At 58.1% G+C, this 24304-nt stretch carries 21 protein-coding genes and 1 pseudogene; 7 read left to right on the forward strand and 15 right to left on the reverse strand.

What is annotated here, in order from left to right; all coding sequences use genetic code 11:
* The first annotated feature begins 53 nt into the window (after window positions 1-53).
* Together ACMGG9_RS13695 and ACMGG9_RS13700 are read left to right on the forward strand one after the other, a co-directional pair.
* The gene (locus tag ACMGG9_RS13695) at window positions 54-701 is read left to right on the forward strand and encodes a hypothetical protein (RefSeq protein ID WP_414161488.1); all 648 of its coding nucleotides are present in this window, start codon (window positions 54-56) and stop codon (window positions 699-701) included.
* Complete coding sequence (locus tag ACMGG9_RS13700; protein ID WP_230079594.1) at window positions 691-861, forward strand: hypothetical protein; 171 nt, start codon at window positions 691-693, stop codon at window positions 859-861. The genes ACMGG9_RS13695 and ACMGG9_RS13700 overlap by 11 nt, the downstream gene beginning before the upstream one ends.
* Window positions 862-931: 70 nt before the next feature.
* On the opposite strand, the gene cbl is transcribed toward ACMGG9_RS13700, so the two are convergent.
* The 3 genes from cbl to chaB form a co-directional block, all read right to left on the reverse strand.
* Entirely contained in the window at window positions 932-1885 is a 954-nt protein-coding gene (cbl, locus tag ACMGG9_RS13705; RefSeq protein ID WP_033634950.1) for an HTH-type transcriptional regulator Cbl, read from the reverse strand.
* Between the two features lie 300 nt (window positions 1886-2185).
* Window positions 2186-2881, reverse strand: coding sequence for a gamma-glutamylcyclotransferase (locus ACMGG9_RS13710; RefSeq protein ID WP_033643457.1), 696 nt, complete (start codon window positions 2879-2881; stop codon window positions 2186-2188).
* Window positions 2882-3131: 250 nt separating this feature from the next.
* Window positions 3132-3359 (reverse strand): putative cation transport regulator ChaB, encoded by a 228-nt coding sequence (chaB, locus tag ACMGG9_RS13715; RefSeq protein ID WP_033643458.1) that lies wholly within the window; start codon window positions 3357-3359, stop codon window positions 3132-3134.
* A 130-nt stretch (window positions 3360-3489) separates the two neighbouring features.
* Here chaB and ACMGG9_RS13720 point away from each other — a divergent pair, with 130 nt between their 5' ends.
* Both ACMGG9_RS13720 and chaA read left to right on the forward strand, forming a co-directional pair.
* On the forward strand, window positions 3490-4308 hold the full coding sequence (locus ACMGG9_RS13720) for a siderophore-interacting protein (RefSeq protein ID WP_414161489.1): 819 nt from the start codon (window positions 3490-3492) through the stop codon (window positions 4306-4308).
* Between the two features lie 292 nt (window positions 4309-4600).
* Window positions 4601-5704 carry a sodium-potassium/proton antiporter ChaA gene (chaA, locus tag ACMGG9_RS13725; protein ID WP_025303229.1) on the forward strand — a complete coding sequence of 368 codons (1104 nt, stop codon included), beginning with the start codon at window positions 4601-4603 and terminating at the stop codon, window positions 5702-5704.
* A gap of 36 nt (window positions 5705-5740) precedes the next feature.
* Here the strand turns inward: chaA and lpxO are convergent, their stop codons facing one another.
* The 5 genes from lpxO to efeU all read right to left on the reverse strand — a co-directional run bounded on the left by lpxO (window position 5741) and on the right by efeU (window position 11697).
* Window positions 5741-6643: a lipid A hydroxylase LpxO gene (gene lpxO, locus ACMGG9_RS13730; RefSeq protein ID WP_025303230.1), complete on the reverse strand. Its 903-nt coding sequence runs from the start codon at window positions 6641-6643 to the stop codon at window positions 5741-5743.
* A 234-nt stretch (window positions 6644-6877) separates the two neighbouring features.
* Window positions 6878-7666, reverse strand: coding sequence for a phosphate starvation-inducible protein PhoH (gene phoH / locus ACMGG9_RS13735; RefSeq protein ID WP_015378226.1), 789 nt, complete (start codon window positions 7664-7666; stop codon window positions 6878-6880).
* A gap of 718 nt (window positions 7667-8384) precedes the next feature.
* Window positions 8385-9683: an iron uptake transporter deferrochelatase/peroxidase subunit gene (gene efeB / locus ACMGG9_RS13740; protein WP_042784800.1), complete on the reverse strand. Its 1299-nt coding sequence runs from the start codon at window positions 9681-9683 to the stop codon at window positions 8385-8387.
* An 11-nt stretch (window positions 9684-9694) separates the two neighbouring features.
* On the reverse strand, window positions 9695-10831 hold the full coding sequence (efeO, locus tag ACMGG9_RS13745; protein WP_414161490.1) for an iron uptake system protein EfeO: 1137 nt from the start codon (window positions 10829-10831) through the stop codon (window positions 9695-9697).
* Between the two features lie 20 nt (window positions 10832-10851).
* The gene (efeU, locus tag ACMGG9_RS13750; protein WP_033643493.1) at window positions 10852-11697 is read right to left on the reverse strand and encodes an iron uptake transporter permease EfeU; all 846 of its coding nucleotides are present in this window, start codon (window positions 11695-11697) and stop codon (window positions 10852-10854) included.
* A 401-nt stretch (window positions 11698-12098) separates the two neighbouring features.
* Here efeU and ACMGG9_RS13755 point away from each other — a divergent pair, with 401 nt between their 5' ends.
* Window positions 12099-13061: a glycosyltransferase family 2 protein gene (locus ACMGG9_RS13755; RefSeq protein ID WP_049866685.1), complete on the forward strand. Its 963-nt coding sequence runs from the start codon at window positions 12099-12101 to the stop codon at window positions 13059-13061.
* Window positions 13062-13120: 59 nt separating this feature from the next.
* Here the strand turns inward: ACMGG9_RS13755 and putP are convergent, their stop codons facing one another.
* Window positions 13121-14605 carry a sodium/proline symporter PutP gene (putP, locus tag ACMGG9_RS13760; protein ID WP_033643494.1) on the reverse strand — a complete coding sequence of 495 codons (1485 nt, stop codon included), beginning with the start codon at window positions 14603-14605 and terminating at the stop codon, window positions 13121-13123.
* Window positions 14606-15176: 571 nt separating this feature from the next.
* Between putP and putA the strand changes: the two genes are divergently transcribed.
* Both putA and ACMGG9_RS13770 read left to right on the forward strand, forming a co-directional pair.
* Window positions 15177-19148: a trifunctional transcriptional regulator/proline dehydrogenase/L-glutamate gamma-semialdehyde dehydrogenase gene (gene putA, locus ACMGG9_RS13765; protein ID WP_046896608.1), complete on the forward strand. Its 3972-nt coding sequence runs from the start codon at window positions 15177-15179 to the stop codon at window positions 19146-19148.
* A gap of 187 nt (window positions 19149-19335) precedes the next feature.
* Window positions 19336-19431 (forward strand): annotated as a pseudogene (locus ACMGG9_RS13770) (type II toxin-antitoxin system HicB family antitoxin); the annotation flags it as partial.
* A 29-nt stretch (window positions 19432-19460) separates the two neighbouring features.
* Here ACMGG9_RS13770 and tcyN read toward each other — a convergent pair.
* The 6 genes from tcyN to ACMGG9_RS13800 all read right to left on the reverse strand — a co-directional run bounded on the left by tcyN (window position 19461) and on the right by ACMGG9_RS13800 (window position 24200).
* Complete coding sequence (tcyN, locus tag ACMGG9_RS13775; protein WP_033643496.1) at window positions 19461-20213, reverse strand: L-cystine ABC transporter ATP-binding protein TcyN; 753 nt, start codon at window positions 20211-20213, stop codon at window positions 19461-19463.
* Between the two features lie 3 nt (window positions 20214-20216).
* Window positions 20217-20879, reverse strand: a complete 663-nt coding sequence (tcyL, locus tag ACMGG9_RS13780; protein WP_033643498.1) for a cystine ABC transporter permease — start codon at window positions 20877-20879, stop codon at window positions 20217-20219.
* Window positions 20879-21679 (reverse strand): cystine ABC transporter substrate-binding protein, encoded by an 801-nt coding sequence (gene tcyJ / locus ACMGG9_RS13785; RefSeq protein ID WP_414161491.1) that lies wholly within the window; start codon window positions 21677-21679, stop codon window positions 20879-20881. Before tcyJ ends, tcyL begins: the two co-directional genes overlap by 1 nt.
* A 115-nt stretch (window positions 21680-21794) precedes the next feature.
* Entirely contained in the window at window positions 21795-22787 is a 993-nt protein-coding gene (locus ACMGG9_RS13790) for a D-cysteine desulfhydrase (RefSeq protein WP_342192457.1), read from the reverse strand.
* Window positions 22788-22911: 124 nt separating this feature from the next.
* The gene (gene fliZ, locus ACMGG9_RS13795) at window positions 22912-23421 is read right to left on the reverse strand and encodes a flagella biosynthesis regulatory protein FliZ (protein ID WP_033643501.1); all 510 of its coding nucleotides are present in this window, start codon (window positions 23419-23421) and stop codon (window positions 22912-22914) included.
* Between the two features lie 56 nt (window positions 23422-23477).
* Window positions 23478-24200, reverse strand: a complete 723-nt coding sequence (locus ACMGG9_RS13800; protein WP_004934752.1) for an RNA polymerase sigma factor FliA — start codon at window positions 24198-24200, stop codon at window positions 23478-23480.
* Window positions 24201-24304 lie beyond the last annotated feature (104 nt).

Raw genomic sequence — 24304 nt, forward strand, 5'->3', positions numbered from 1 at the left:
AGTCTGTTTCATCGGGTGATTAACGTGAGCTCGGTCACCCAAAGGACGGGCAAATGGAAAACCATCCATCAGAAAATGGCTTCTCACTCCGGCATGAGAGAGCGATAGAGCAAACATCGGCAGATATGAACAGCGTGCTGCTTGAGTCGGATCTCTTTATGACTCGTCTGACGGTACAAGACCGGCGCTGGCAAAAAGGCAGAAAAAACGGCCATACGTTAAATTGGCGCTCTCTCTTTAAATATCATGCCCAAATGCCCATAAGTTTCGCTTTTGTCTACCGGCGAATAACCAGCCCGCTGAGCCGTGCAGGCTTTTGTCTGTGCCGTTATCTCCAGGCCGAGAACGTTATCGAACTTGTCGCGCTAGAGAATTTCTCCTTGCGCGAAACGCAACAACCACTGAAAGGCAATATGCTGCGCAACTGCTTGCAGGCTCTGTATCTGTATGGCCTGAATCTGCAAGAGCAGGGGCTGACGCCGGCGTCTCCGCCGGACATGCTGATCAGCCACGCCATTAATCACCGCGTGTTGGCGCTGTATACCCGTCAGGCCGCCTTTGAAGTGATACCCGGTACCATGACATGTAAAACCAGCTTCAACGCACTGAAAAAGTACATACAATCGCTGGAAAAATACGGTGCCGAATGTGATAAGGTGCGTACAAATAACGCGCAAAAAGGAAGCAAAAATGAAAAATAAGGATCTGACCGACCCGACGCTCTCCATTCAAGAGCAAAAACGCATCGCCATAGAGATTCTACGTCAGTACCATCGCTGGGAGATGGCCAACCCTCGCCCCCCGAAGAACTCCCGGAATGGGAAGCCATCGGCCCGTTCAGAAAAAGTAAACGTCATCTGATCGAACGTACCGACGACTGATCCCGCATTAGCCCGCAAGCAATCCGGTCCGGCAGGGCAATGACGCGTTGTTAAATCTGGTAATCAATCACCGCGTCCAGCTGCGACGAGAAGACCTTGTCTTTTATTTCGGTCAGCGACAGTGTCGGGTTGCACAGTTGGATAAAGCGCCAGGCATAGTTGCGCTGCAGCTGGCTGCGTTTCAGGCCCAGCCATACCGTATTAGGCTCAAACAAATGCTCGGCGTTGAGACTGACCAACCCGCGATCGCGCTCTTTTTCATACGACATGTCCGCCAGCACGCCCACGCCTAACCCCAGCTCGACGTAGGTTTTAATCACGTCGGAGTCCTGCGCGCTGAGCGCGATGTCCGGGGTCAGGCCCGCCGCTTTGAACGCCGCATCCAGCTTCGCGCGCCCGGTAATGCCCTGGCGGTAAGTGATCAGCGGCAAGGTGCTGAGCATCTCCAGCGTCACCTGCGGCTGACGCGTCAACTCATGCCCTTCCGGCACCAGGATGGTGTGATGCCAGCGGTAGTAAGGGAACGCCGCCAGCGATTCGTCACTCATCAGCCGTTCGCTGGCGATGCCGATATCGGCTTCTCCGGCGGCCAACATCGAGACGATCTCCTCAGGGCTGCCCTGATTGAGCACCACCCGCACCCGCGGATAAAGCGCGCGAAACTCTTTGATCACCCCCGGCAGACTGTAACGCGCCTGAGTGTGCGTCGTTGCGATATGCAGCTGCCCCGAGTCGTTGCTGCTGAAAACGTCCGCCAGGCGACGGATGTTGTTGGCGTCGTTGAGAATGCGCTCCGCCACCACCAACAGCTCTTTGCCGGGTTCGGTCATGCCCAGCAGCCGTTTGCCGCGGCGAATGAATATTTCAATGCCCAGCTCTTCTTCCAGCTCGCGAATATGCCGACTGACGCCGGACTGCGAGGTAAATAACGTATTGGCGACCTCAGTCAGGTTGTAGTTGCAGCGCGCCGATTCACGAATAATTTTTAATTGTTGAAAGTTCATCCCCGTCTCCCTGTTTCTTCCAGTAGCGTTAGCCATATTGATACGGAGTCCGACGAGTCTGAACAAATAAGAAATAACCTTTACTTATGCAATTTAATACTAAGTCGGTCATTCTGCTTCGCAGGTGGGGTGGGAAACTGACAAAAAACAGCTAATGACTTTAAAAATAACGGGATAGATAACCACAATAAAAACATGCCTTCAATCGCTGTGCAAATTAAAGTTATTAAATATAGGCATTAGATATAAAAAAGGGCTCAGCATGCTGAGCCCCTCACCGTTCGCATTCCCGCAGCAGCCTCAGGCGGTGGCCTCGCTGCCGATGCCGCCGGTGCGGTTCTGCTGCAGCCACTGCTGTACACAGCGCACCAGATCGCCGATGCAATCATCCTGCATGCCGTGGTGCTTCAACTCGTTATCCAGCGCAAACAGATATTGCGCGTTGGTGCCCAGCGGGCCGCTGGCGCTGGCGATCAATGGCGCGATCACCTGGTAGCTGGTGTCTTCTTCAAACAGCGGATGCTGCGGGTTCATCACGAACACCAACGCAGTAACCTTCTCGCCGCCATCCAACTGCAGCTCGCACCAGGTGGGCACGTAACAATCGGTCACCATTTCGCGTTTCCAAAGCAGCTCCAACTCTTCACGCAGCTTGCTTTCCGGCAAACGAAACGCCAGCCCCGTGGTGTGGCCGCCGGCTTTTAACGCCAGCATGCGCCCCGGCTGATGCAGCGTGCCGCGCCCGGCGGTCAAGCGCATGCAGAACGCCCGGTGCCAGCCCTGCAGCGTGGCCGGCCGCACTTCTTCCGATTCGAAAACCGGGTTCCACATCAGCGAACCGTAACCGAATATCCATACAGGGCTGTGATCCGGCCGGCGCGATAAGGTGCAATCCAACGAGGCTGCACGCTGTTCAGGCGTCAGCAACAACGACTCCTCAATAGCGCCGAATGCAGTTTTGCAATCCGCTTTTTGCAGAAAATCTCGCGTTAACACTGATATTACCTCCCGGGAATACGATTTCTCGCCTTCCCTCGCCACTGCTGAACCTTTGATGTTTTATTTTCGGCTGCGGATTTTTATTAATTCAATCACCGCGCCTTATAAGAATGACCTTATTCTTTTCCTGACGTGCAATCAAGTTACAAAGCGGCGTTAAAGTGAAAAAGTATTTGTACTGAGCAGCAATAATATTAATTGCCGGGCTCCACATAATGTCTGCGCGATTTTACTGCGTGATAATTCGTTACTTTTTATGCCAGCGTTCGTCGTCGCCCTTGCGATAGCTTTGCTTGACCGCCGCCCAGGCCACCTTATGCGCCGTCTCTTCCCGGCTGTCGTCACCGCGCCGCTCATCGGGATCCCGGTATTGTTGCCAGGCGCTGTTGAACGCTTCTTTATAGATCGCCTGCGCATGTTCCGGCAGCACATGCTTAACGTTGTCCGGCAAGTCGTTCGTGCTGTGGTAGGGCATATGGCCTCCCCTTTCAGGATGAGTGAACCTTAAGCCTAGCCCACATGCGGTTTCGTCTCAATTAGCAAACAATTCTCATTATCAAACGACATGTTATACTCACCGCCAAACGAACTATAAGGAGAATCCCGTGACTACCGAAGCCCCTCGCTCACGCGCCCCCTACCTGATCGCCGTCAGCCGCGTACAGGACATTACGCCGCACCTGCGCCGCATTACCTTTACCGCTCCCGATCTGCGTTACTACCCGGCCAATGCCGCCGCTGCACACATCAAAGTCTTTTTGCCGCTCGCCGGCCAGACGCAGCCGGACCTGCCGACGCTGACCGAAAACGGCCCGCGTTGGGCTGCGGACGCCGTGCGCCCGATCGTGCGCACCTATTCCATCCGCGCCGTGCGCCCGGAACTGGCGGAAGTGGACATCGAGTTCGCCATTCATGACCATCAGGGCCCGGCGGTGGACTTTGCACGCCAGGCGAAAGCCGGTGATAAAATCGGCATCAGCAACCCGGGCGGCCCCAAGCCGATGCTGCCGGCCGCCGACTTCTACTGCCTGGCGGGCGATCCTTCCTCACTGCCTGCGCTGGCCGCACTGCTGGAAAACCTGCCGCCACACAGTGCCGGACGCGCTTTCGTCCGCGTCGACACCAACGCTGACGTCATTGACCTGAAGAAACCCGCCGACGTTGAGGTCAATTGGGTCGTCGGCGGCACGGAGAAGACCGACGAGTTGGTCGCTCGGTTCCGCGCGCACTCCCTGCCGCAGGGCGAAACCCACTTCTGGCTCGCCGGTGAAGATCGCCTGGTGGTTGAGCTGCGCCGCTACCTGCGTCGCGAACGTCAATGCGATCGTAATCGTCTTTATGCCGTGCCTTACTGGCGTGAGGGGCTAAATGAAGAGGGTTACCACAATAAACGGCATGAAATCATGGATAATATTGACGACTGACGGTCTCATTTTCCTTGATTAACCACGAGCTAAACAAGTAAACACGACTTTTCTCAAATCTAACGCTAAAAATTGGCGTTATTGCGTAAAAGTAAGTAAATAAAACCGCACCCCGTGCGGTTTTTTTGCTACCCTGATCACATAAGCAAGCAATTGCTTTCTCAGATAAAACAACATCACACCGGCGCCGCGGGTGTATCCTAATATAAAATACCTACTGGAAACGCAACGTTGCCGTATCACGGCGACCGGCGCTGACGGGCTACGCTGTTTGAGAAGGAGTGCCACCCTCATGAAGTCGCAACACGATCCTGGCCGATCCACCAAATCTCGCCACACCGAATACTCGCTGATCTTCCCTATCGCCGCGCTGGTGGTGTTAAATCTATGGGGCAGCACCGATAACTTTCCGCTGATCGTCGGCATCAATATTCTCGCGCTGGTGGGGATCCTCAGCAGCGCCTTCAGCGTGGTGCGCCACGCCGACGTGCTGGCTCACCGATTGGGCGAACCCTACGGCTCGCTGATCCTCAGTTTGTCCGTCGTGATCCTCGAAGTCAGCCTGATTTCCGCGCTGATGGCCACCGGCGACGCCGCGCCGGCGCTGATGCGCGACACGCTGTACTCCATCATCATGATCGTTTCCGCCGGCCTGGTCGGCTTTGCGCTGCTGCTCGGCGGGCGCAAGTTCGCCACCCAGTACGTCAACCTGGGCGGCATCAAACAGTATCTGATGGCGATTTTCCCGCTGGCGGTGATCGTGCTGGTGTTCCCGAGCGCGCTGCCAGGCGGCAACTTCAGCACCGGGCAAGCGCTGCTGGTGGCGTTGATCTCCGCCGCCATGTATGGCGTGTTCCTGGTGATCCAGACCAAAACCCACCAGAGCCTGTTCGTGTACGAGCATGAAGACGACGATGGTGACCCGCACCACGGCAAGCCCTCTTCGCACAGCAGCGCCTGGCACGCCGCCTGGCTCATCGTGCACCTGATCGCGGTTATCGCCGTCACCAAGTTCAACGCCAACCCGCTGGAAGGCCTGCTGACCAAGATGAATGCACCGGCGCAGTTCACCGGTTTCCTGGTGGCGCTGTTGATCCTGTCGCCGGAAGGCCTGGGCGCGCTGCGCGCCGTGTTGAACAATCAGGTGCAACGCGCCATGAACCTGTTCTTCGGTTCGGTGCTGGCGACCATCTCCCTGACGGTGCCGGCGGTGACCATCATCGCTACTCTGACCGGGCAGACGCTGATCTTCGGCCTGCAAACGCCGCATATCGTGGTGATGTTGACGGTGTTGCTGCTGTGCCAGCTGTCGTTCTCGACCGGCCGCACCAACGTGCTGAACGGCACCGCCCACCTGGCGCTGTTCGCCGCCTACATGATGACTATCTTCGCCTGATCAAAAAGGGGCGCACTCTGTGCGCCCCTGCCTTCGTTATACCGAGAAGAATATCGCCGCGGCGATCCCCCCGAACAAAATCCACTTGATGATGTAATAACCGGTGCGGTTCCAGGCCTTCAGGCGTTTCCCCACCCGGCGTATCGCATAGATATATTTGAACATCTTGTTGACGCCGCCGGTGCGATCGCCCTCTTCATTCGGCGCCGTGGCGGCGCTCATCAGGTTGCGCCCCAGCCAGTGATTTACCGCCTGCGCCCAGCGGTAGCGCATCGGCCGTTCGATGTCGCAGAACAGGATCAGACGATTCTGCCCGCTCTGGTTTTCCGCGTAGTGCAGATAGGTTTCATCGAACATCACCCCTTCACCGTCGCGCCAGCTGTAGCGCTCACCGTCCACCTCAATGAAGCAGCGGTCATCGTTGGGGGTAATCAACCCCAGGTGATAACGCAGCGAACCGGCGTAAGGATCGCGGTGGCGCGGCAAACGGCTGCCGTCCGGCAGTTCGGCGAACATCGCCGCTTTGACCGAAGGCAGGCTGCGCAGCAGTTCCGTGGTCTGCGGGCACAGGGTCATGGCGGAAGGATGGCTGTCTTCATACCATTTCAGATAAAAGCGTTTCCAACCGGTCTTGAAGAACGAGTTGAAACCGGCATCGTTGAATTGATCGGACGCTTTGATCTGCTGGATCTCCATCAGCTTCTGTCCTTCGTCGCGGATGGTTTCCCAGTTCTCCCGCAGTACTGCCAGCTCAGGGAACTGCTCCGGCTTCAGGTACGGCGTAGTCGGCACACGAGAAAACAGATACATGAAGACGTTCAGCGGTGCGGTAAAGGTGGAATGGTCAGACAGCTGCCGCCAAACGTTGTAGCGCACCCGTCCGCGGTAATGCACATAGACGACGCATAAAATAAGCAAAATCAGAATGATATATTTCATGTTTGAATCGCAGCAAGGAACCCACACTCAATGCGCCGCGCGGCGCACACCCCAGAAAATGTCCTTTTGGCGGCGCAGGCAAACTGCGCGCCAATCTGGAACCCATTAATCATTAACGCTAACTCAACGAAAATCTATACAGAAAACCACAATAATTTACACAAAGGTTAAACGAGAGGGGAAATGGGGGAGATAAAAAAGGCCGCCGAAGCGGCCTTTCCATTAGCGGATAGGTTAACTGTAAGCGTTGAGCGTGCGCTGGCACAAAGCGGAGCGCACGCAGTCCTGTTTTTCAAAGCGGATAACGCCGATCATCTCGTCCTCTTCGAAGCGCTCCAGGGCATCGCTGAGACCGGATTTCACGCCGCGCGGCAGGTCGCACTGGGTCACGTCGCCGTTAACGATAACCGTCACGTTTTCCCCCAGGCGGGTCAGGAACATTTTCATCTGGCTGGCGGTCACGTTCTGGGCTTCATCCAGGATAACGACCGCATTTTCGAAGGTGCGTCCGCGCATATAAGCGAACGGCGCAATCTCTACCTTACCGATTTCCGGGCGCAGGCAATACTGCATAAAGGAAGATCCTAAACGACGTACCAGAATGTCATACACCGGGCGGAAATAAGGGGCGAACTTCTCGGAGATATCCCCCGGCAAGAAACCGAGGTCCTCATCCGCCTGCAAAACAGGACGGGTAACGATAATCCGATCCACCTCTTTATGGATCAGCGCCTCCGCCGCCTTGGCGGCGCTGATAAATGTTTTGCCACAGCCGGCTTCGCCGGTGGCGAAGATCAGCTGCTTATTCTCTATGGCTGATAAGTAATGACCCTGAGCTTCGGTTCTAGCCTCGATGGGTGAGCTATCGCGCTTGTCTCGCGCCATGCCGATAGACTCGACTCCCCCCATTTGCACCAGCGAGGTCACAGACTCTTCTTCCAGCTGGCGATGACTACGAGCGTCACGACGAATAACGCGTTTCGCTTCACGACGTGCTTTGATCACTGCTTTCTGTCTACCCATAGTGGCACCTTACAGTTTGTTTCACCTACCGCAACGGCCAGGCCGTGCGATTATGTTTCACACACGTATTAGGTTTTGGCCTCCTCCGAGCCAATAAGAGCCAAGGGACAATGTGAATTGACGGCAACGCTTAAGCGCCGTTGCTTCACGGGACAACGCGGACTGCATCAATAAACGTGGAGTAAAAAGTGGTGAGATTCGGTAGCGATAAGAGTGCGGAGTTGCCGGTAAAAGAGAGTCGGAGAGAGAACCCTCGTTACAACGAGAAATCAGGGGAGATGTGTTATTTTTTCTTTCCAGCCCAACCAAGGACTTTACCATTAGCGATCCCCGCAGTGATATTTACAGCTTCAAGCTGTGCACCGTGTGAAAACTACCGCCAGATGATTACAGTATAATGACATTCAATCCTGTCGCGTTACTAAAATGTAAAAAAATTTTATATGTTTGGTTTTTAGTTATTGCTAAAACACTATATCACGCGCGACACGTCATTCCATAAAAATTTTTAACATATAAATTTCAACGAATTACAATTAAAAACCGCGAATGACACTTTGGTTTCCTGATTAAATTTTGCACAACCAAAAGTCGGCGTGCCCTTCAGATTTTTTAATCCGCAGGCGACGGATTGAATTGAACTCCGTCGCTTAATGTCCCGCACAATAGGCAAGTCAACGTAAAACGAGGCAGGCGAGCCCGCCTCGTCATCGCGGGTTCAGGCCTTGAGCAAGCCGCTGGCCAAATAATCGCCGCGTTCTTTCACGCCCGGCAGCACGAAGAAATACCCGCCGCCAATCGGCTTGATGTATTCCTCCAGCGCTTCGCCGTTCAGCCTTTTTTGCACCGTCAGGAAACCTTTCTCCAGATCGGCCTGATAGCAGACGAACAGCAGCCCCATTTCCAGCTGGCCGGCATTGGATACCCCCAGTGAATAGCTGTAGCCGCGTCGCAGCATCAGATTGCTTTGGCTTTCCGGCGTGCGTGGGTTAGCCAAGCGAATGTGCGCGTCCATCGGGATCACCTTGCCGTCGGGATCGTTCGCGTAATTCGGCTCGTCATGTTCATGCTTCATGCCCAGCGGCGCGCCGCTGTGCTTCTCGCGGCCGAAAATGGTTTCCTGCTCCTGCAGCGGCGTGCGATCCCAAAACTCGACGCGGAAACGAATAATACGCGCCGCCTGATAGCTGCCGCCCGCCGTCCACGCCGGTTCACCGACGCTGTCGCCGACCCACACCACTTTATCCATCAGCGGCTTGTCGTCGGTTTTCGGGTTAGCGGTGCCGTCTTTGAACCCCAACAGGTTGATCGGCGTCTCTTTGCCTTTGCTGCGCGCCGCGTGCGCGGAGATGAACCCTTCCCGCTTCCAGCGCACGCTGAGCAGATCCGGCGAATGCTTAATGATGTCGCGCAGCGCGTGGAGAGCGGTTTCGTTGGTGTTGGCGCAGATCTGCAGCAGCAGGTCGCCGTGGCAAAGCGCGGCGTCCAGTGCATCGTTGGGGAAGCGCGTCATCTTCTGCAACCGCAGCGGTTTGTGCGCCTGTAGACCAAAACGTTCATCGAACAGCGATGCGCCGACCGAGACGGTGATGGTCAGGTTGTCCGGGTAAATCTCCGGGCCCATGATGCCGGAATCGAGCGGCGGCAGCTTGGCGTCCACCTCCGGCGCCTTGCCGCCGTGGGTCAGGAAGGCGATGCGATCGGTCAGCAGCCGGAACAGACGCTCCAGATCCGCTTTGCTGGTCGCCAGCACATCGAACGCCACCAACATCATGGCCGCCTGTTGCGGCGTCAGCACGCCGGCCTGATGGCGGCCATAAAACGGCTGTTTCTGCCAGCGCTCATCCTGCGGCGTCGCCAACGGCTCCGCCGCGTTACCCGCCGCCTGCGCCAGGCGGCTGCCGCCCAACGCCAGCGCGCCCAGCCCCAACCCTTGCAGCAAACGGCGCCGCGAAGGCGACGCCGCTCCCTGAGAGTGCGGATGCGGCCCGTTATTCGGGCCTGCCTTGTTGCTCATAGCCGTATGCCTCAGTCCAGACCCAATACGCCGCGCAGTTGGGAAAGATCTTCCGCCAACGTGGTGATCGGCCCTTTCAACGCATTGCGATCGGCATCGGTCAGCTTCTCATAGGACTCATAGCCGTCTTTGGTTTGGTACTTCGCCAAGATGGTGTCCACGGTTTTGAAGTTGGCGTCGATCTTGTCCAGCAGCGGCTTATTGGCCTTGACCAGCAAAGGACGCAGCAGGTTGACTATCTTCTGCGCGCCGTCGACGTTGGCCTGGAAATCCCACAAATCGGTGCGGCTGTAGCGGTCTTCTTCACCGCTGATCTTGCTGGCCGCCACCTCTTCGATCAGCCCGGCTGCGCCGCCCACCACTTTGCTCGGCGGGAAGGTCAGTTCACTCACGCGCTTTTGCAGCTCTACGGTATCGTGGTACAGGCGATCGGCGTAGGCGCCCATGTCTTTGGTGGAGTTGTCGGCAAACAGCGCCTTCTCGAGGCGGTGGAAACCGGTGAAGTTCGGATCCGCCGATTTCTTCTCGTAGTCGTCCTCACGGGCGTCGATGCTGCCATCCAGATCGGAGAACAGCTCGGCGATCGGCTCGATGCGCTCATAGTGCTGGCGGGTCGGCGCGTACAGCTTGCGCGCTTGTTCCACGTTACCGGCCTTCACCGCGTCGGTGAACAGCTTGGTCTGTTTCACCAACCCATCAACTTCTTTGGTGACGTAAACCTTGTATTCGGCAATCGGGCCGACCAGGTCCAGCGCGTTCGGCTTGCCGTCGGTGGTGCCGTTGGCCGCTGCGGTGACAGTCAGTTTGCCTTTCGGGTTGCTGAGCAGCCCGCAGGTCATGTCATATTCGCCCGCTTCCAGCGTGGCGGTCATTTTCTGGGTAAAGCCCGGCGCGATGTTCTCACGCTCTTCCACCACCATCACCCCTTTCAGGATTTCCCATTCGACGTTTTTCTGGCTGGTGTTGTGCACCACAAACTGCGTTTTGCCGGCCGGCACCGTCAGCTGCATCGGTTCGCACTGCTTGTCGTTGACCGTGACCTTGACCTGCGGCACCTCCGCCGCCAAGGCGTCGATGCTCAGCGCAAACGCCGGGATAGCCAGTAATGCTGCGTGCAACGCCTTGCGGCGAAATAACGGAGTAGACATACGAGATTCCCTATTAAACATTAATGATTGATTTTACGTTGCGCCGGGGCCGCTGCCGGCTCCGCGCGCTGCGGCAGAAAGAAGAAAATCAGCGCCGGGATCAAATACAGGAAGTAGACCGCCACTTCGCTGACCGTCGGCGCTTCCTGATAACCGAGGATACCTTCCAGCAGGGTGCCGAACAGCGAATGGGTCGACAGGGTGCTGCTGAAATCGAAGGCGATGTCCTGAAAGTGGTTCCACAGACCGGCTTCGTGGAAGGCGCGGATCGCCCCGGCGGCCAGCCCGGCGGCGACGAACAGAATGAACAGGCTGGTCCATTTGAAGAATTTGGCCAGATGCAGCTTCACCCCGCCCCAGTAAATCATCATGCCCAGCACAATGGCGGCGACCAGGCCGAGCACCGCACCGATCGGCGCTGCGGCGCCCACGTCTTGCTGAAACGCCGCCAGCAGGAAGAATACCGACTCCAACCCTTCGCGCGCCACGGCGAAGAACACCATCGCCACCAGCGCCCACCCCTGCCCTTTACCGGCGCTGAGCGCCTGATCGATCGCCCCTTCCAGATGTACCTTGACCGACCTGGAGACTTTGCGCATCCAGAACACCATATAGGTGAGGATCAGCACCGCCACCACCGCCACGATGCCTTCGAACAGCTCCTGCTGTTTCTGCGGGAACTCGCCGGTGGTCTCATTGATGAAGATGCCGAGCGCCAGACACAGCGCCGCCGCGACAATCACGCCGATCCACACCGCGCCCAGCCATTGGCTGCGCTGCGTGCGCTTCAGGTAGCTGGCGATCAGGCTGACGATCAGCGCGGCCTCCAGCCCCTCACGGAACATGATAAGAAAGGGAACGAACATAGATAATCACCCCTGAAAAGACCGCGGCGGCAGAGAAAACCGGCTCGCAATGAGCCGCGGCGAGTATGTAAAGAAACGTAAAATACAACGAGAGTGATTATCATTCTGCCAAAAAGAAATACAAGAGGCGCAAGCGTGATTTTTTCTAATCAAATGTCGCCAGGTGTTACAAGGCGGAGAGCGCAGAACGTTCATGAAGAGCCATGATATACTGCAGTGAGTGAAATACCCCGCCCTGACACGGTAAACCTGAGGGATATGCCGGCTCTGTTCCTTATGAGCAACACAGAAACGGTGTGGCAGCAAACTTATCATGATCGACATGGAAACGATTTAATCCTGCCGTCAGAACCTGGTTAACCGGCATGAGGCGAGCCTGCAGCGAGTAAAATGGAGTGAAAATGAAGATATCCGCCATCGTTCCGGCATTTAACACGGAAAAATACATTGGTGAATGCGTTAGATCATTACTGCAAAACGATCATGAGAAAATTGAAATCATCTTGATCAACGATGGTTCAACCGACAAAACCGGCACGATACTGGATAGCTTCGATGTACCATGCATTAAAGTGATCCATACCGAAAACCAAGGCCAATCGGCGGCCCGAAACACGGGGCTTGCCGCTGCATCAGGCGATTATGTGATCTTTGTGGATAGCGATGACAAGCTCGCCGACAATGCCTTGGATCGTTTGACTGACATATTAAAGGATACCCAAAGTGACGTCGTCTTCTTTGAGTCTTCCGTCTTCTTCGACGATGAAAAACTGGCTGAGAGATTCAACCCAAAGTATGAAAGAAACGGTTTATTGAGTAATTTCACCTGCTCCGGTACGCATTTTTTTCAGCAAGCTGTTAATCTCGGCAATTACATCGTCAGTCCTTGCCTTTACATATCCAGCAGAAAAGCTTTAAAAAACATCCAGTTCAAAAATGGCATCGTACATGAAGACAACATATTCACTACGCGCCTTCTGCTTGAAAATGATATTACCGTTCATTGTGTCAATGAAAAATTCTATTTACGCCGCGTGCGGCATGGCTCAGTAATGACGCAAAAGAAAGGCGATGAACATATCAACGGCTACTATAACTGTATCATCGAACTGATTAATCATCCTCCAGCCAATGCCAATCAGGTGCAGGACGAATACAATAAGTTCATTTGTCATATGGTCGATTGTTTCAAGTACACCAATAGCGACATTATCGCCGACCTGAAGGGTGAACTCATCAAACACAATGACATTGTGTCTGGTGAGGTAGCGGGATTGAAACGAGAAATCGATGAGCTGCGCAACTCGACATCCTGGAAGATGACCTCACCATTAAGACGCATGGTGACTTTCTTTAAAGGGTAATGCCTGCGGCTTGGTCAAAAAAAGGGGCGCCGTGGGCGCCCCTCGTTATTTATCGTCAGTTATACCGTTTTGTACTCGGCTTCCGCCTGATCGAAACGTTCGGTCATGGTGGAAGACGGCTGGCGGCCCATCAGGCTCACCACCACAATGGCCAGACAGCCCAGGATGAAGCCCGGGATGATTTCGTACAGGCCCAGCCATTCGTACTGTTTCCAGACGATCACCGTCACCGCGCCGACCAACATGCCGGCCAGCGCGCCGTTGCGGGTCATGCGCGACCACATCACCGAGATCAGCACTACCGGGCCGAAGGCGGCGCCGAAACCGGCCCAGGCGTAGCTCACCAGGCCCAGCACGCGGTTCTCCGGGTTGGCCGCCAGCGCGATGGCGACCAACGCCACCACCAGCACCATGACGCGGCCGACCCACACCAGTTCACGCTGGCTGGCGCCTTTGCGCAGGAACGCTTTGTACAGGTCTTCGGTGATTGCGCTGGAACAGACCAGCAGTTGGCAGCTCAGGGTGCTCATGACCGCCGCCAAAATCGCCGACAGCAGCACGCCCGCCACCCATGGGTTGAACAGCAGCATCGCCAGTTCGATGAACACGCGCTCGCCGTTTTGCGACACGTTGCCGGCCTGATCCGGGTTATTGGCGAAGTAAGCGATGCCGAAGAAACCGACGGCGATGGTGCCGGCCAGGCACAGGATCATCCAGGTCATGCTGATGCGGCGCGCGCTGCGGATGGTGCGGTGAGAATCCGCCGCCATGAAACGCGCCAGGATGTGCGGCTGGCCGAAGTAGCCCAGGCCCCAACCCAGCAGCGACAGGATGGCGACGAAGTTCAGCCCCTTCAGCATGTCGAGGTTGGCCGGGTTCTGCGCCTGGATCACCAGCATCGAGGTATCGATGCCGCCGACGGCGAAGATCACGATCACCGGGGTCAGGATCAGCGCGAAAATCATCAGGCTGGCCTGCACGGTGTCGGTCCAGCTGACCGCCAGGAAACCGCCGATGAAGGTATACAGGATGGTCGCCGCGGCGCCGGCCCACAGGGCGGTTTCGTAGCTCATGCCGAAGGTGCTTTCGAACAGACGCGCGCCGGCCACGATGCCGGAGGCGCAGTAAATGGTGAAGAACACCAGGATGACGATGGCCGAGATCACCCGCAGCAGCTTGCTGTTGTCTTCAAAACGGCTGGTGAAATAATCCGGCAGCGTCAGGGCATTGTTGTTGGCTTCGGTATGCACGCGCAGCCTTCCTGCCACCAGCTTCCAGTTCAGGTAAGCGCCGATGGTCAGGCCGATGGCGATCCAGCTTTCGGAGATGCCGGAGAGGAAGATGGCGCCCGGCAGGCCCATCAGCAGCCAGCCGCTCATGTCGGAAGCGCCGGCGGACAGCGCGGTCACCACGCTGCCCAGACTACGGCCGCCGAGAATATAGTCATCAAAGTTATTGGTTGCCCGGTAGGCAAGCAGGCCGATCAGCACCATCCCGAAAATGTATACCAGGAAGGTCACCAGCATAGGTGTGCTCATTGTCATTTAATTCTCCACTTTCATTATTATTCGCGTTTCGCTCCGGCCAAGCCGGCGCCGGTAAACCCACGCGCTATGCATTTCACTGGCCGCCGCGCCGGAACGTGGCGCAGCCTGCGAGCAAGTGCAGGTAAAATAGTTTCTGCCCGTAATTGTTGACCGTCGGTTATCCTAGATGAGCCTTTCATCAACCAACAAGATATTTAACAACAAAGTTACACAAAGTTTACCCTGCGTCACATTTACCGGGCTCAAAGGTTGCACTCACGACAAGCAAAATGAGTTGCACCCTGCTATTACCCTTATATACCGCAAGGTAAAGCGCCTGCGGCATCATTAACCCCGCCGCGTTCGCTCAATAACGCAACATTCGTGCCAACTGCCCGTGTTAAAAAATCGATGAAACTCACACTTCGCTCATCCGCCTGATTTAACAAGGTTGCACAAAGTTGCAACATGCAGGATATTGTCTGCATTCTTGACACCACACATCTCACGAACCTATCCCAACAGGCTTTCCGGCCTGCTGTTTGTCTAGCCTGATGGGATAGGTTCTAAACACAGGAGTTGGACAGGCATGGGCACTACCACAATGGGCGTGAAACTCGACGAGGCAACACGCGACCGGATCAAGAGCGCCGCGCAGCGCATCGATCGCACGCCGCACTGGCTCATCAAGCAGGCCATCTTTAATTACCTCGAGCGTCTCGAGAGCGGTACCGATATTCCTGAAATTCCAGCGCTGGCCGCAGCGGGCCAGCCTGAAGCGGACGACATTATGCCGCAAGCGCAGGAAGAGTCACACCAGCCATTCCTCGATTTCGCCGAACAAATTCTGCCGCAGTCGGTGACCCGCGCCGCCATCACCGCCGCGTATCGCCGCCCGGAGACCGAAGCGGTGCCGATGTTGCTCGAACAGGCGCGATTACCCGCCGATCTTGCACAGGCCACTCACAAAATGGCCTACGGCATCGCCGAGAAGTTGCGTAACCAAAAAAGTGCAAACGGCCGCGCCGGCATGGTGCAAGGCCTGCTGCAAGAGTTCTCCCTCTCCTCGCAGGAAGGCGTGGCGCTGATGTGCCTGGCGGAAGCGCTGCTGCGCATTCCGGACAAACCGACCCGCGATGCCCTGATCCGCGACAAGATCAGCAACGGCAACTGGCACTCGCACCTGGGGCGCAGCCCGTCGCTGTTCGTCAACGCCGCCACCTGGGGCCTGCTGTTCACCGGCAAGCTGGTGTCGACCCATAACGAAGCCAATCTGTCCCGCTCGCTGAACCGCATTATCAGCAAGAGTGGCGAGCCGCTGATCCGCAAAGGCGTGGACATGGCGATGCGCCTGATGGGCGAACAGTTCGTGACCGGCGAAACCATCGCCGAAGCGCTGGCCAACGCGCGCAAGCTGGAAGAAAAAGGCTTCCGCTACTCCTACGACATGCTGGGGGAAGCCGCCCTGACCGAAGCCGACGCCCAGGCCTACCTGGTTTCCTATCAGCAGGCTATCCACGCCATCGGCAAAGCCTCCAACGGCCGCGGCATCTATGAAGGCCCCGGCATCTCCATCAAGCTGTCCGCCCTGCACCCGCGCTACAGCCGCGCGCAGTACGAACGCGTGATGGAAGAGCTTTACCCGCGCCTGCTGTCGCTGACCCTGCAGGCACGCCAGTACGATATCGGCATCAATATCGACGCCGAAGAGGCCGACCGTCTGGAGATCTCGCTCGATCTGCTCGAGAAGCTGTGCTTCGAACCGCAGTTGGCCGGCTGGAACGGCATCGGCTTCGTGATTCAGGCCTACCAGAAACGCTGTCCGTTCGCCATCGACGCAGTGATCGACATGGCGCAACGCAGCCGCCGTCGCCTGATGATCCGTCTGGTGAAAGGCGCCTACTGGGACAGCGAAATCAAACGCGCCCAGATGGACGGCCTGGAAGGCTACCCGGTATACACCCGCAAGGTGTACACCGACGTTTCCTATCTGGCCTGCGCCCGCAAGCTGCTGTCGGTGCCGAACCTGATCTATCCGCAGTTCGCGACCCACAACGCCCATACGCTGAGCGCCATTTATCACCTGGCCGGCAACAATTACTACCCTGGCCAGTATGAGTTCCAGTGCCTGCACGGCATGGGTGAACCGCTCTACGAACAGGTGGTGGGCAAAGTGGCCGACGGCAAACTGAACCGCCCTTGCCGCATCTACGCGCCGGTCGGCACCCATGAAACGCTGCTGGCTTACCTGGTGCGCCGCCTGCTGGAAAACGGCGCCAATACCTCGTTCGTCAACCGCATCGCCGACGCCACCCTGCCACTCGACGAGCTGGTGGCCGATCCGGTCAGCGCCGTGGAAGCGCTGGCGGCCAGCGAAGGTCAAATTGGCCTGCCGCATCCGCGCATCCCGCTGCCGCGCGAGCTGTACGGCGAGAAGCGCACCAACTCCAGCGGTCTGGATCTGTCCAACGAACAGCGTCTGGCTTCGCTGTCCAGCGCCCTGCTCACCAGCGCCAGCCATCCATGGCGCGCGGAACCGATCATCGACGCCGAGTTGGATCAGGGCGTCGAACAGCCGGTGATTAACCCGGCCGAGCCGGGCGATGTGGTCGGCTACGTGCGTGAAGCCACCGAAGGCGAAGTCAGCCGCGCGCTCGACGCCGCCGCGGCCGCCGGCCCAATCTGGTTCGCGACACCGCCGACGGAGCGCGCCGCGATCCTCGAACGCGCCGCCGAGCTGATGGAAAGCCAGCTACAAAGCCTGCTGGGCATTCTGGTGCGCGAAGCGGGTAAAACCTTCAACAACGCCATCGCCGAAGTGCGTGAAGCGGTCGATTTCCTGCACTACTACGCCGGCCAGGTGCGCGACGATTTCGCCAACGACAGCCACCGCCCACTGGGCCCGGTGGTCTGCATCAGCCCGTGGAACTTCCCGCTGGCGATCTTCACCGGCCAAATCGCCGCCGCGCTGGCGGCGGGCAACAGCGTGCTGGCCAAACCGGCTGAGCAAACGCCGCTGGTGGCCGCGCAGGCGGTGCGTATCCTGCTGGAAGCCGGCATTCCGCAAGGCGTGCTGCAGCTGCTGCCGGGCCAGGGTGAAACCGTCGGCTCAACGCTGGTTAACGACGCCCGCGTCCGCGGCGTGATGTTTACCGGCTCCACCGACGTCGCCGGCATTCTGCAGCGCAGCATCGCCGGCCGTCTGGATCCGCAAGGCCGTCCGACGCCGCTGATCGCCGAAACCGGCGGCCTGAACGCCATGATCGTCGACTCCTCCGCCCTGACCGAACAGGTGGTGACCGATGTGGTGGCTTCCGCCTTCGACAGCGCCGGGCAGCGTTGCTCCGCGCTGCGTATCCTGTGCATTCAGGAAGACGTGGCCGAGCACACGCTGCAAATGCTGCGCGGCGCGATGGCCGAATGCCGCATGGGCAACCCGGAACGCCTGTCTACCGACGTGGGCCCGGTGATCGACGCCGAAGCCAAAACCGGCATCGAACGCCACATCCAGGCGATGCGCGCCAAAGGCCGCAAGGTATACCAGGCCGCCAAAGGCAGCGCGCAGGATGAGAAAGAGTGGGCGCGCGGCACCTTCATCAAGCCGACGCTGATCGAGCTCGACAGCTTCGACGAGCTGCAGAAAGAGATCTTCGGCCCGGTGCTGCACGTGGTGCGCTTCCAGCGCAACAATCTGGACGCGCTGGTCGATCAGATCAACGCCGCCGGTTATGGCCTGACGCTGGGCATTCACACCCGTATCGATGAAACCATCGCCCGGGTGACCGAACGCGCCAAGGTCGGCAACCTGTACGTCAACCGCAACATGGTCGGCGCAGTGGTCGGCGTGCAGCCGTTCGGCGGCGAAGGCCTGTCGGGCACCGGCCCGAAAGCCGGCGGCCCGCTGTACCTGTACCGTCTGCTGGCCAACCGTCCGGACGACGCGCTGCAACGTACGCTGCACCGCCAGGACGAAGAGCGCCCGATGGAAGCCACCGCGCGGCCGCAGCTGCTGGGCGCGCTGCAATCGCTGGAGAAGTGGGCGGTCACCAGCCAACAAGGCGAACTGGCGGCATTGGCGCAACGTTATGCGGAACTGGGCCAAGGCGGCACCGTACGTCCGCTGCCGGGCCCGACCGGCGAGCGCAACACCTATGCCCTGCTGCCGCGTGAACGCGTGCTGTGCCTGGCGGATAACGAAACCGACGCGCTGATCCAGCTGGCCGCCGTGCTGGCGGTTGGCAGCTGCGCGCTGTGGCCGGAAGCGGAACTGCAACGCAATCTGTTCCGCCGCTTGCCGAACGATGTGCAGGCGCGCATCGCCTTCAGCAAAGACTGGCAGCAGGACAAGGTTGAGTTCGACGCCGCCATCTACCACGGCGATGCCGACCAGCTGCGCACCCTGTGCGAGCAGATCGCCCAGCGCGGCGGCGCCATCGTCTCGGTGCAGGGCTTCGCCCACGGTGAAACCAACATCCTGTTGGAACGCCTGCTGATCGAACGTTCCCTGAGCGTCAACACCGCCGCCGCCGGCGGTAACGCCAGCCTGATGACCATCGGTTAACGCATCCTCAAGGCTGCACGCGTTGCAGCCTGATGGGCTTACCGCTAGGCAAACCCTGCACTCATGCAGGGTTTTTTATTGTCCGCAGGCCGATCGGCCGTTAGCGTCTTGTTATCCTTACAGGGTGGGGCGTCGCTCATGGACGATGGATTACTCTGCTTGAAAGCCGCGTCAGAGCGCTACGAAACGCATTGGCTTTCGGGTTCGGCAATATCCGGGATACGGCAGCCGCAGCGGATTTCTCGCCGCCGCCGCGCGAAACGAATGGTTGAAAGCGGAGTGAATGCGGTCGGGGGAAACGCCCCCGACGCCTTATTGATTCCGGAACTTGTCGAGGAATTGCTGGGTGCGCTGATGCTGCGGATTGGCGAACAGCGCTTTCGCCGGGCCCTGTTCGACGATGCGGCCGTGATCCATAAAGATAACCCGATCGGCCACGTCGCGAGCGAAGCTCATCTCATGGGTGACGATCACCATGGTGCGTTTCTCTTCCGCCAGTGAGCGCATGGTATTGAGCACTTCCCCCACCAGCTCGGGATCGAGCGCCGACGTCGGCTCGTCGAACAAAATCACCTCCGGCTGCATCGCCAGCGCGCGCGCGATAGCCACCCGCTGCTGCTGCCCGCCGGACAGCCGACGCGGATAAGCCGCCTCTTTGCCGCTCAGGCCCACTTTGGCCAGCAACGCGCGAGCACGCTGTTCGGCACTGGCTTTCGCCTCGCCTTTAACGATAACCGGCCCTTCAATGATGTTTTCCAGCACCGAACGGTGCGGAAACAGGTTGAAGTTCTGGAACACGAAACCGACCTGCTGACGCAGCGCGCGCACCTGATTTTTCTGTTTGCTCAGCGGCTTGCTGCCGTCGATCCGGATATCGCCGACGCGGATGGTGCCGGAATCCGGCTCTTCCAGCAGGTTGATGCAGCGCAACAAGGTGGTTTTCCCGGAACCGCTCGGCCCGATGATCGCCACCACTTCGCCGGCGTCCACCGCCAGATCGATCCCATGCAGCACCGTCTGACCCTTGAACTGCTTGGTCAATTGCTTAACTTCAATGGCACTCATGCACTACTCCTGATCCTGGCGATTAACGTGGGCTTCCAGACGGTTTTGCAGTGCGGAAAGCAGGGTCGCCATCACCCAGTAAATCAGCGATGCCGCCAGGTACATGGTGAACACTTCCAGCGTGCGCGAGGTGATCAGCTGCGCCTGGCGGAACAGTTCCGGCACCTGAATGGTGGCGGCCAGCGAAGTGTCTTTCACCAGGCCGATAAAACTGTTGCCCAGCGGCGGCAAGGCGGTGCGCGCCGCCTGCGGCAAGATCACCCGGCGCAGGGTTTGCCAACGGGTCATGCCGATGCTGGCGGCGGCTTCCCACTGCCCTTTATCGATCGACGAAATCGCCGCGCGCAGCGTTTCTGAGGTGTAAGCGGCGGTATTGAGCGACAGGCCAATCAGCGCCGCCGGGAAAGGATCGAATTCAACGCCGAACTGCGGCAGACCGTAATAGATCATAAACAGCTGGGCGATCAGCGGCGTGCCGCGGAACAGCGATACGTAAATGCGCGACAGCCACGACAGCGGCCAAAGCGGCGAAAGGCGCATCAGCGCCAGCAGAAAACCAAGCAACAGGCCGAACGCCATGCCGCCCAGGCTAAGCTGGAGCGTCAGTATGGCGCCCTTCAATAAAAATGGCGCTGAATCCAGCGCCAGTTGAATACTTTCGTGCATTATTTAGTTACGTCCGCGCCAAACCATTTCTCGGAGATCTTCGCCAGCGTGCCGTCTTTTTGCATCTCGGCGATCGCCTGGTCAATCGCGGCCAGCAGCTCTGGGTTATTCTTGCGCAGCGCCACGCCGGACTCCTGGCGGGAGAATGCCGGGCCGGCCACCGCCAGCGTATCGCCGGTTTTCTTCACCAGATCCAGCGCCGCCAGGCGGTCCACCAGAATGGCGTTGATACGGCCGACGCGCAGATCCTGATACTTGGTCGGATCATCGTCGTAAGTGCGCACGTCTACACCCTGCACGTTCGCACGCAGCCATTGCTCATAGTTGGTACCCAGGCCAACGCCGACCTTCTTGCCCTTCAGGTCTTCCGGCTTGGTGATCGTGCCTTCGTTGCCCTTTTTCACCAGCGCCTGAATGCCGGAAACGGTGTAAGGGGTGGAGAAGTCATATTTCTTCTTGCGCTCATCGGAGATTGTCACCTGGTTGATCACCACGTCGATGCGTTTTGACTCCAGCGACGCCAGCATGCCGTCCCACTTGGTCGGGTTCAGCTTGGCTTTCACGCCCAGATGTTGCGCCAGCGCGTTGGCGAAATCCACTTCGAAACCGGTCAATTTGCCGTCTTCACCCTGGAAGCTGAACGGCGGATAGGTGCCTTCCAGCCCAACGATCAGCGTGCCGCGCTGTTTCACCTGCTGCAGCAGGTTATCGGCGGCGTAGGTTTGCGTCGTCACACAGGCGGCCAACGCAATACCCACCACGCCCAACAACCATTGACGACGAACTTTCGCAAACATCATAAACACCCCTGTGTGTTATTTATCTTTTTTGATATCAGCACTTTAACAGTGCGACCGCCCGCATAAAGGAATATAACTTTATAAATATAGTTCAAAATGGAATAACAAGCGGCATTTACACCTGCGGATGGTAGGCGAACAGCGCCGGCGCACCGCCGGTGTGAACGAACAGGATGGGCCCTTCGTCGCGGAAACGCCGCTGGGCGATGCCGTCGATCAAACCGGCCATCGCTTTGCCGGTATATACCGGATCCAGCAATACCCCCTCTTGCTGCGCCAGCAGCTGCACCGCCGCCATGCCTTCTTCATTCGGCATGCCGTACTGCGGCGCGAAGTAATCGTCCCACAGCGCGATCGGCGCCAGTTCGTCGATATTCAGCGAACAGGCCAGGGCTTTCTGGATTTGTTCCACCTTCGGCAACTGATCGATCACGGTGCGCGAGACCGTCACGCCGATCAACTCGGTTTCGGGCAGCAGCTGTTGCAGCCCCACCGCCAGCCCGGCGTGGGTGCCTGCACTGCCGGACGCCACCACCACCGAACTGAACGCCACGTTGCTGCGTTGGCTCTGTTCGGTGATTTCCAATGCGCACTGCACGTATCCCAGCGCGCCCAGCGCATTGGAGCCGCCCACCGGCACCACGTAAGGCCGGAAGCCCTGCGCCTCGAGGCGCGTCGCCAGCTCCGCCAGTTGCTGCTGCGGATCGTGCAGCGCTTCGCACATCACCACTTCGGCGTTGAACAAGCCGAGCAACAGGCGGTTGCCGTTGGTCAGGTAGTTTTCCGCGCGGGTATCGATAGGGTTTTCCAGCAGCGCGACGCAGTGCAGGCCCAGTTTCGCCGCCACCGCCGCCGTCTGGCGCACGTGGTTGGATTGAATGGCGCCGGCGGTAACCAGCGTATCGGCGCCTTGCCTCAGCGCATCGGCAGCCAGAAACTCAAGCTTTCTCAGCTTGTTGCCGCCCATGGCCATAGGGGTGACATCGTCACGTTTAAGGTAGATTTCACGGCCGAGATAATCGGAGAGACGGGACAGTTTTTCCAGCGGCGTGGCGACGCCAACCAGATCCAGACGCGGAAATTGCGCCAGTTGTTGTTGCAGGTTCACTACTTCCCCCCAGGGAATCGAGTATCAACATCTGATAACCGATAGATTTAGCAGATGTGAACTGAATAATCATCCTTTATCACGGGGGGATCCGCAGACCCCGGCCCAGCGGCCGGGGAAAATCTCAGTAGCTGCGCTGCCAGGCGAGATACTGATCGTATTTGCGCAGCGCAATGCGGTAGTTGTTGTGCGCTGCGGTAGGCAGATCGTCGATAATGCGCTGATGGCTGGCGCAGTTGGCGAACTTGTCCGCCGGGTAATTACGCGCCACCAGCATTTCGTCCAGCCGGCGCAGCCGCACCACGTACTCGCGAATGGTGCTGTGGCTCATCTCGGTCTGTTCGAACAGATACTGCTTGAACGCCATGATGTCGAAATAGCTCGGGTGGCTGTTGCAGGAAATCTCGCTGCAAAAGCGGCACAGTGCGGTCAGCTCATGCTGCACGTTTTGCCAGACCGCATCGTCGATCGGCTGATCCATGCGCGCGATGGCTTCTTTATTGATTATCTTGCCGCGAAACACCAGCGCCATGCGGTCCAACAATTTACCGCACTGGGAGCAATGGGTCTGGCTGTGCTTGTAATCTTTCAGGTAACGGCTAAGCGGCCGTTTCTTCAACAGTATTCCTGGCATAAGGGGCAGTCCGATTGTCGCATGAGTCATCGAGTTGAGGGGGCGGCAGCCCGCCGTCAGGTATCGTTCGCCAGCCGCGCACGCAGCCGTTTGATCGCCTGACTGTGCAGTTGACTGACGCGGGATTCCCCGACGTCCAGCACGGCGCCGATCTCTTTGAGATTCAACTCTTCCTGGTAATACAGCGTCAGCACCATTTTTTCGCGCTCCGGCAACGCCTCGATGGCGTCGATCACTCGCTGGCGCAGGCTGCCTTCCAACAGGTGATGCAGCGGGTTGGCCTCTTCATGCCCTTCCAGCATCGGTTCCGCGTTTTCGCCATGCTCCTCGCGCCATTCGTCGTAAGAGAAAAGCTGGCTGTTATTGGTGTCCAACAGAATTTGACGGTACTCATCCAGCGAGATATTCAGCGTCTGCGCCACTTCCGTCTCGCTCGCCGGCCGGCCATAACGCTGTTCCAGTTGCCGCATCACCTGCGCGACCTCGCGCGCGTGGCGCCGCACGCTGCGCGGCACCCAGTCGCGGCTGCGTAGCTCGTCGAGCATCGCGCCGCGAATGCGCTGCACCGCATAGGTGGTAAAGGCGGTTCCCTGTAGGGCGTCATAACGCTCAACGGCGTTCAATAACCCGATTCCCCCGGCCTGCAGCAAGTCGTCAAGCTCCACGCTGGCGGGCAACCTGACCTGCAGGCGCAGCGCCTCGTGGCGCACTAACGGGACGTAGCGCAGCCAGAGAGAATTTTTGTCCATCACGCCTTCGGCGGTATACAGATCGCTCACTATGTCTTAAACCTGCGGATAAGAGAGTCAGCGCTATTATGCGTAGGGGGCGAAATGCCAATCGGCTGAACAGTCGCACAAAACGGGCTTTATTTGCGCCATGT

The sequence above is a fragment of the Serratia sp. BNK-10 genome, from assembly GCF_047456065.1.
Lineage (GTDB): Bacteria > Pseudomonadota > Gammaproteobacteria > Enterobacterales > Enterobacteriaceae > Serratia > Serratia ureilytica.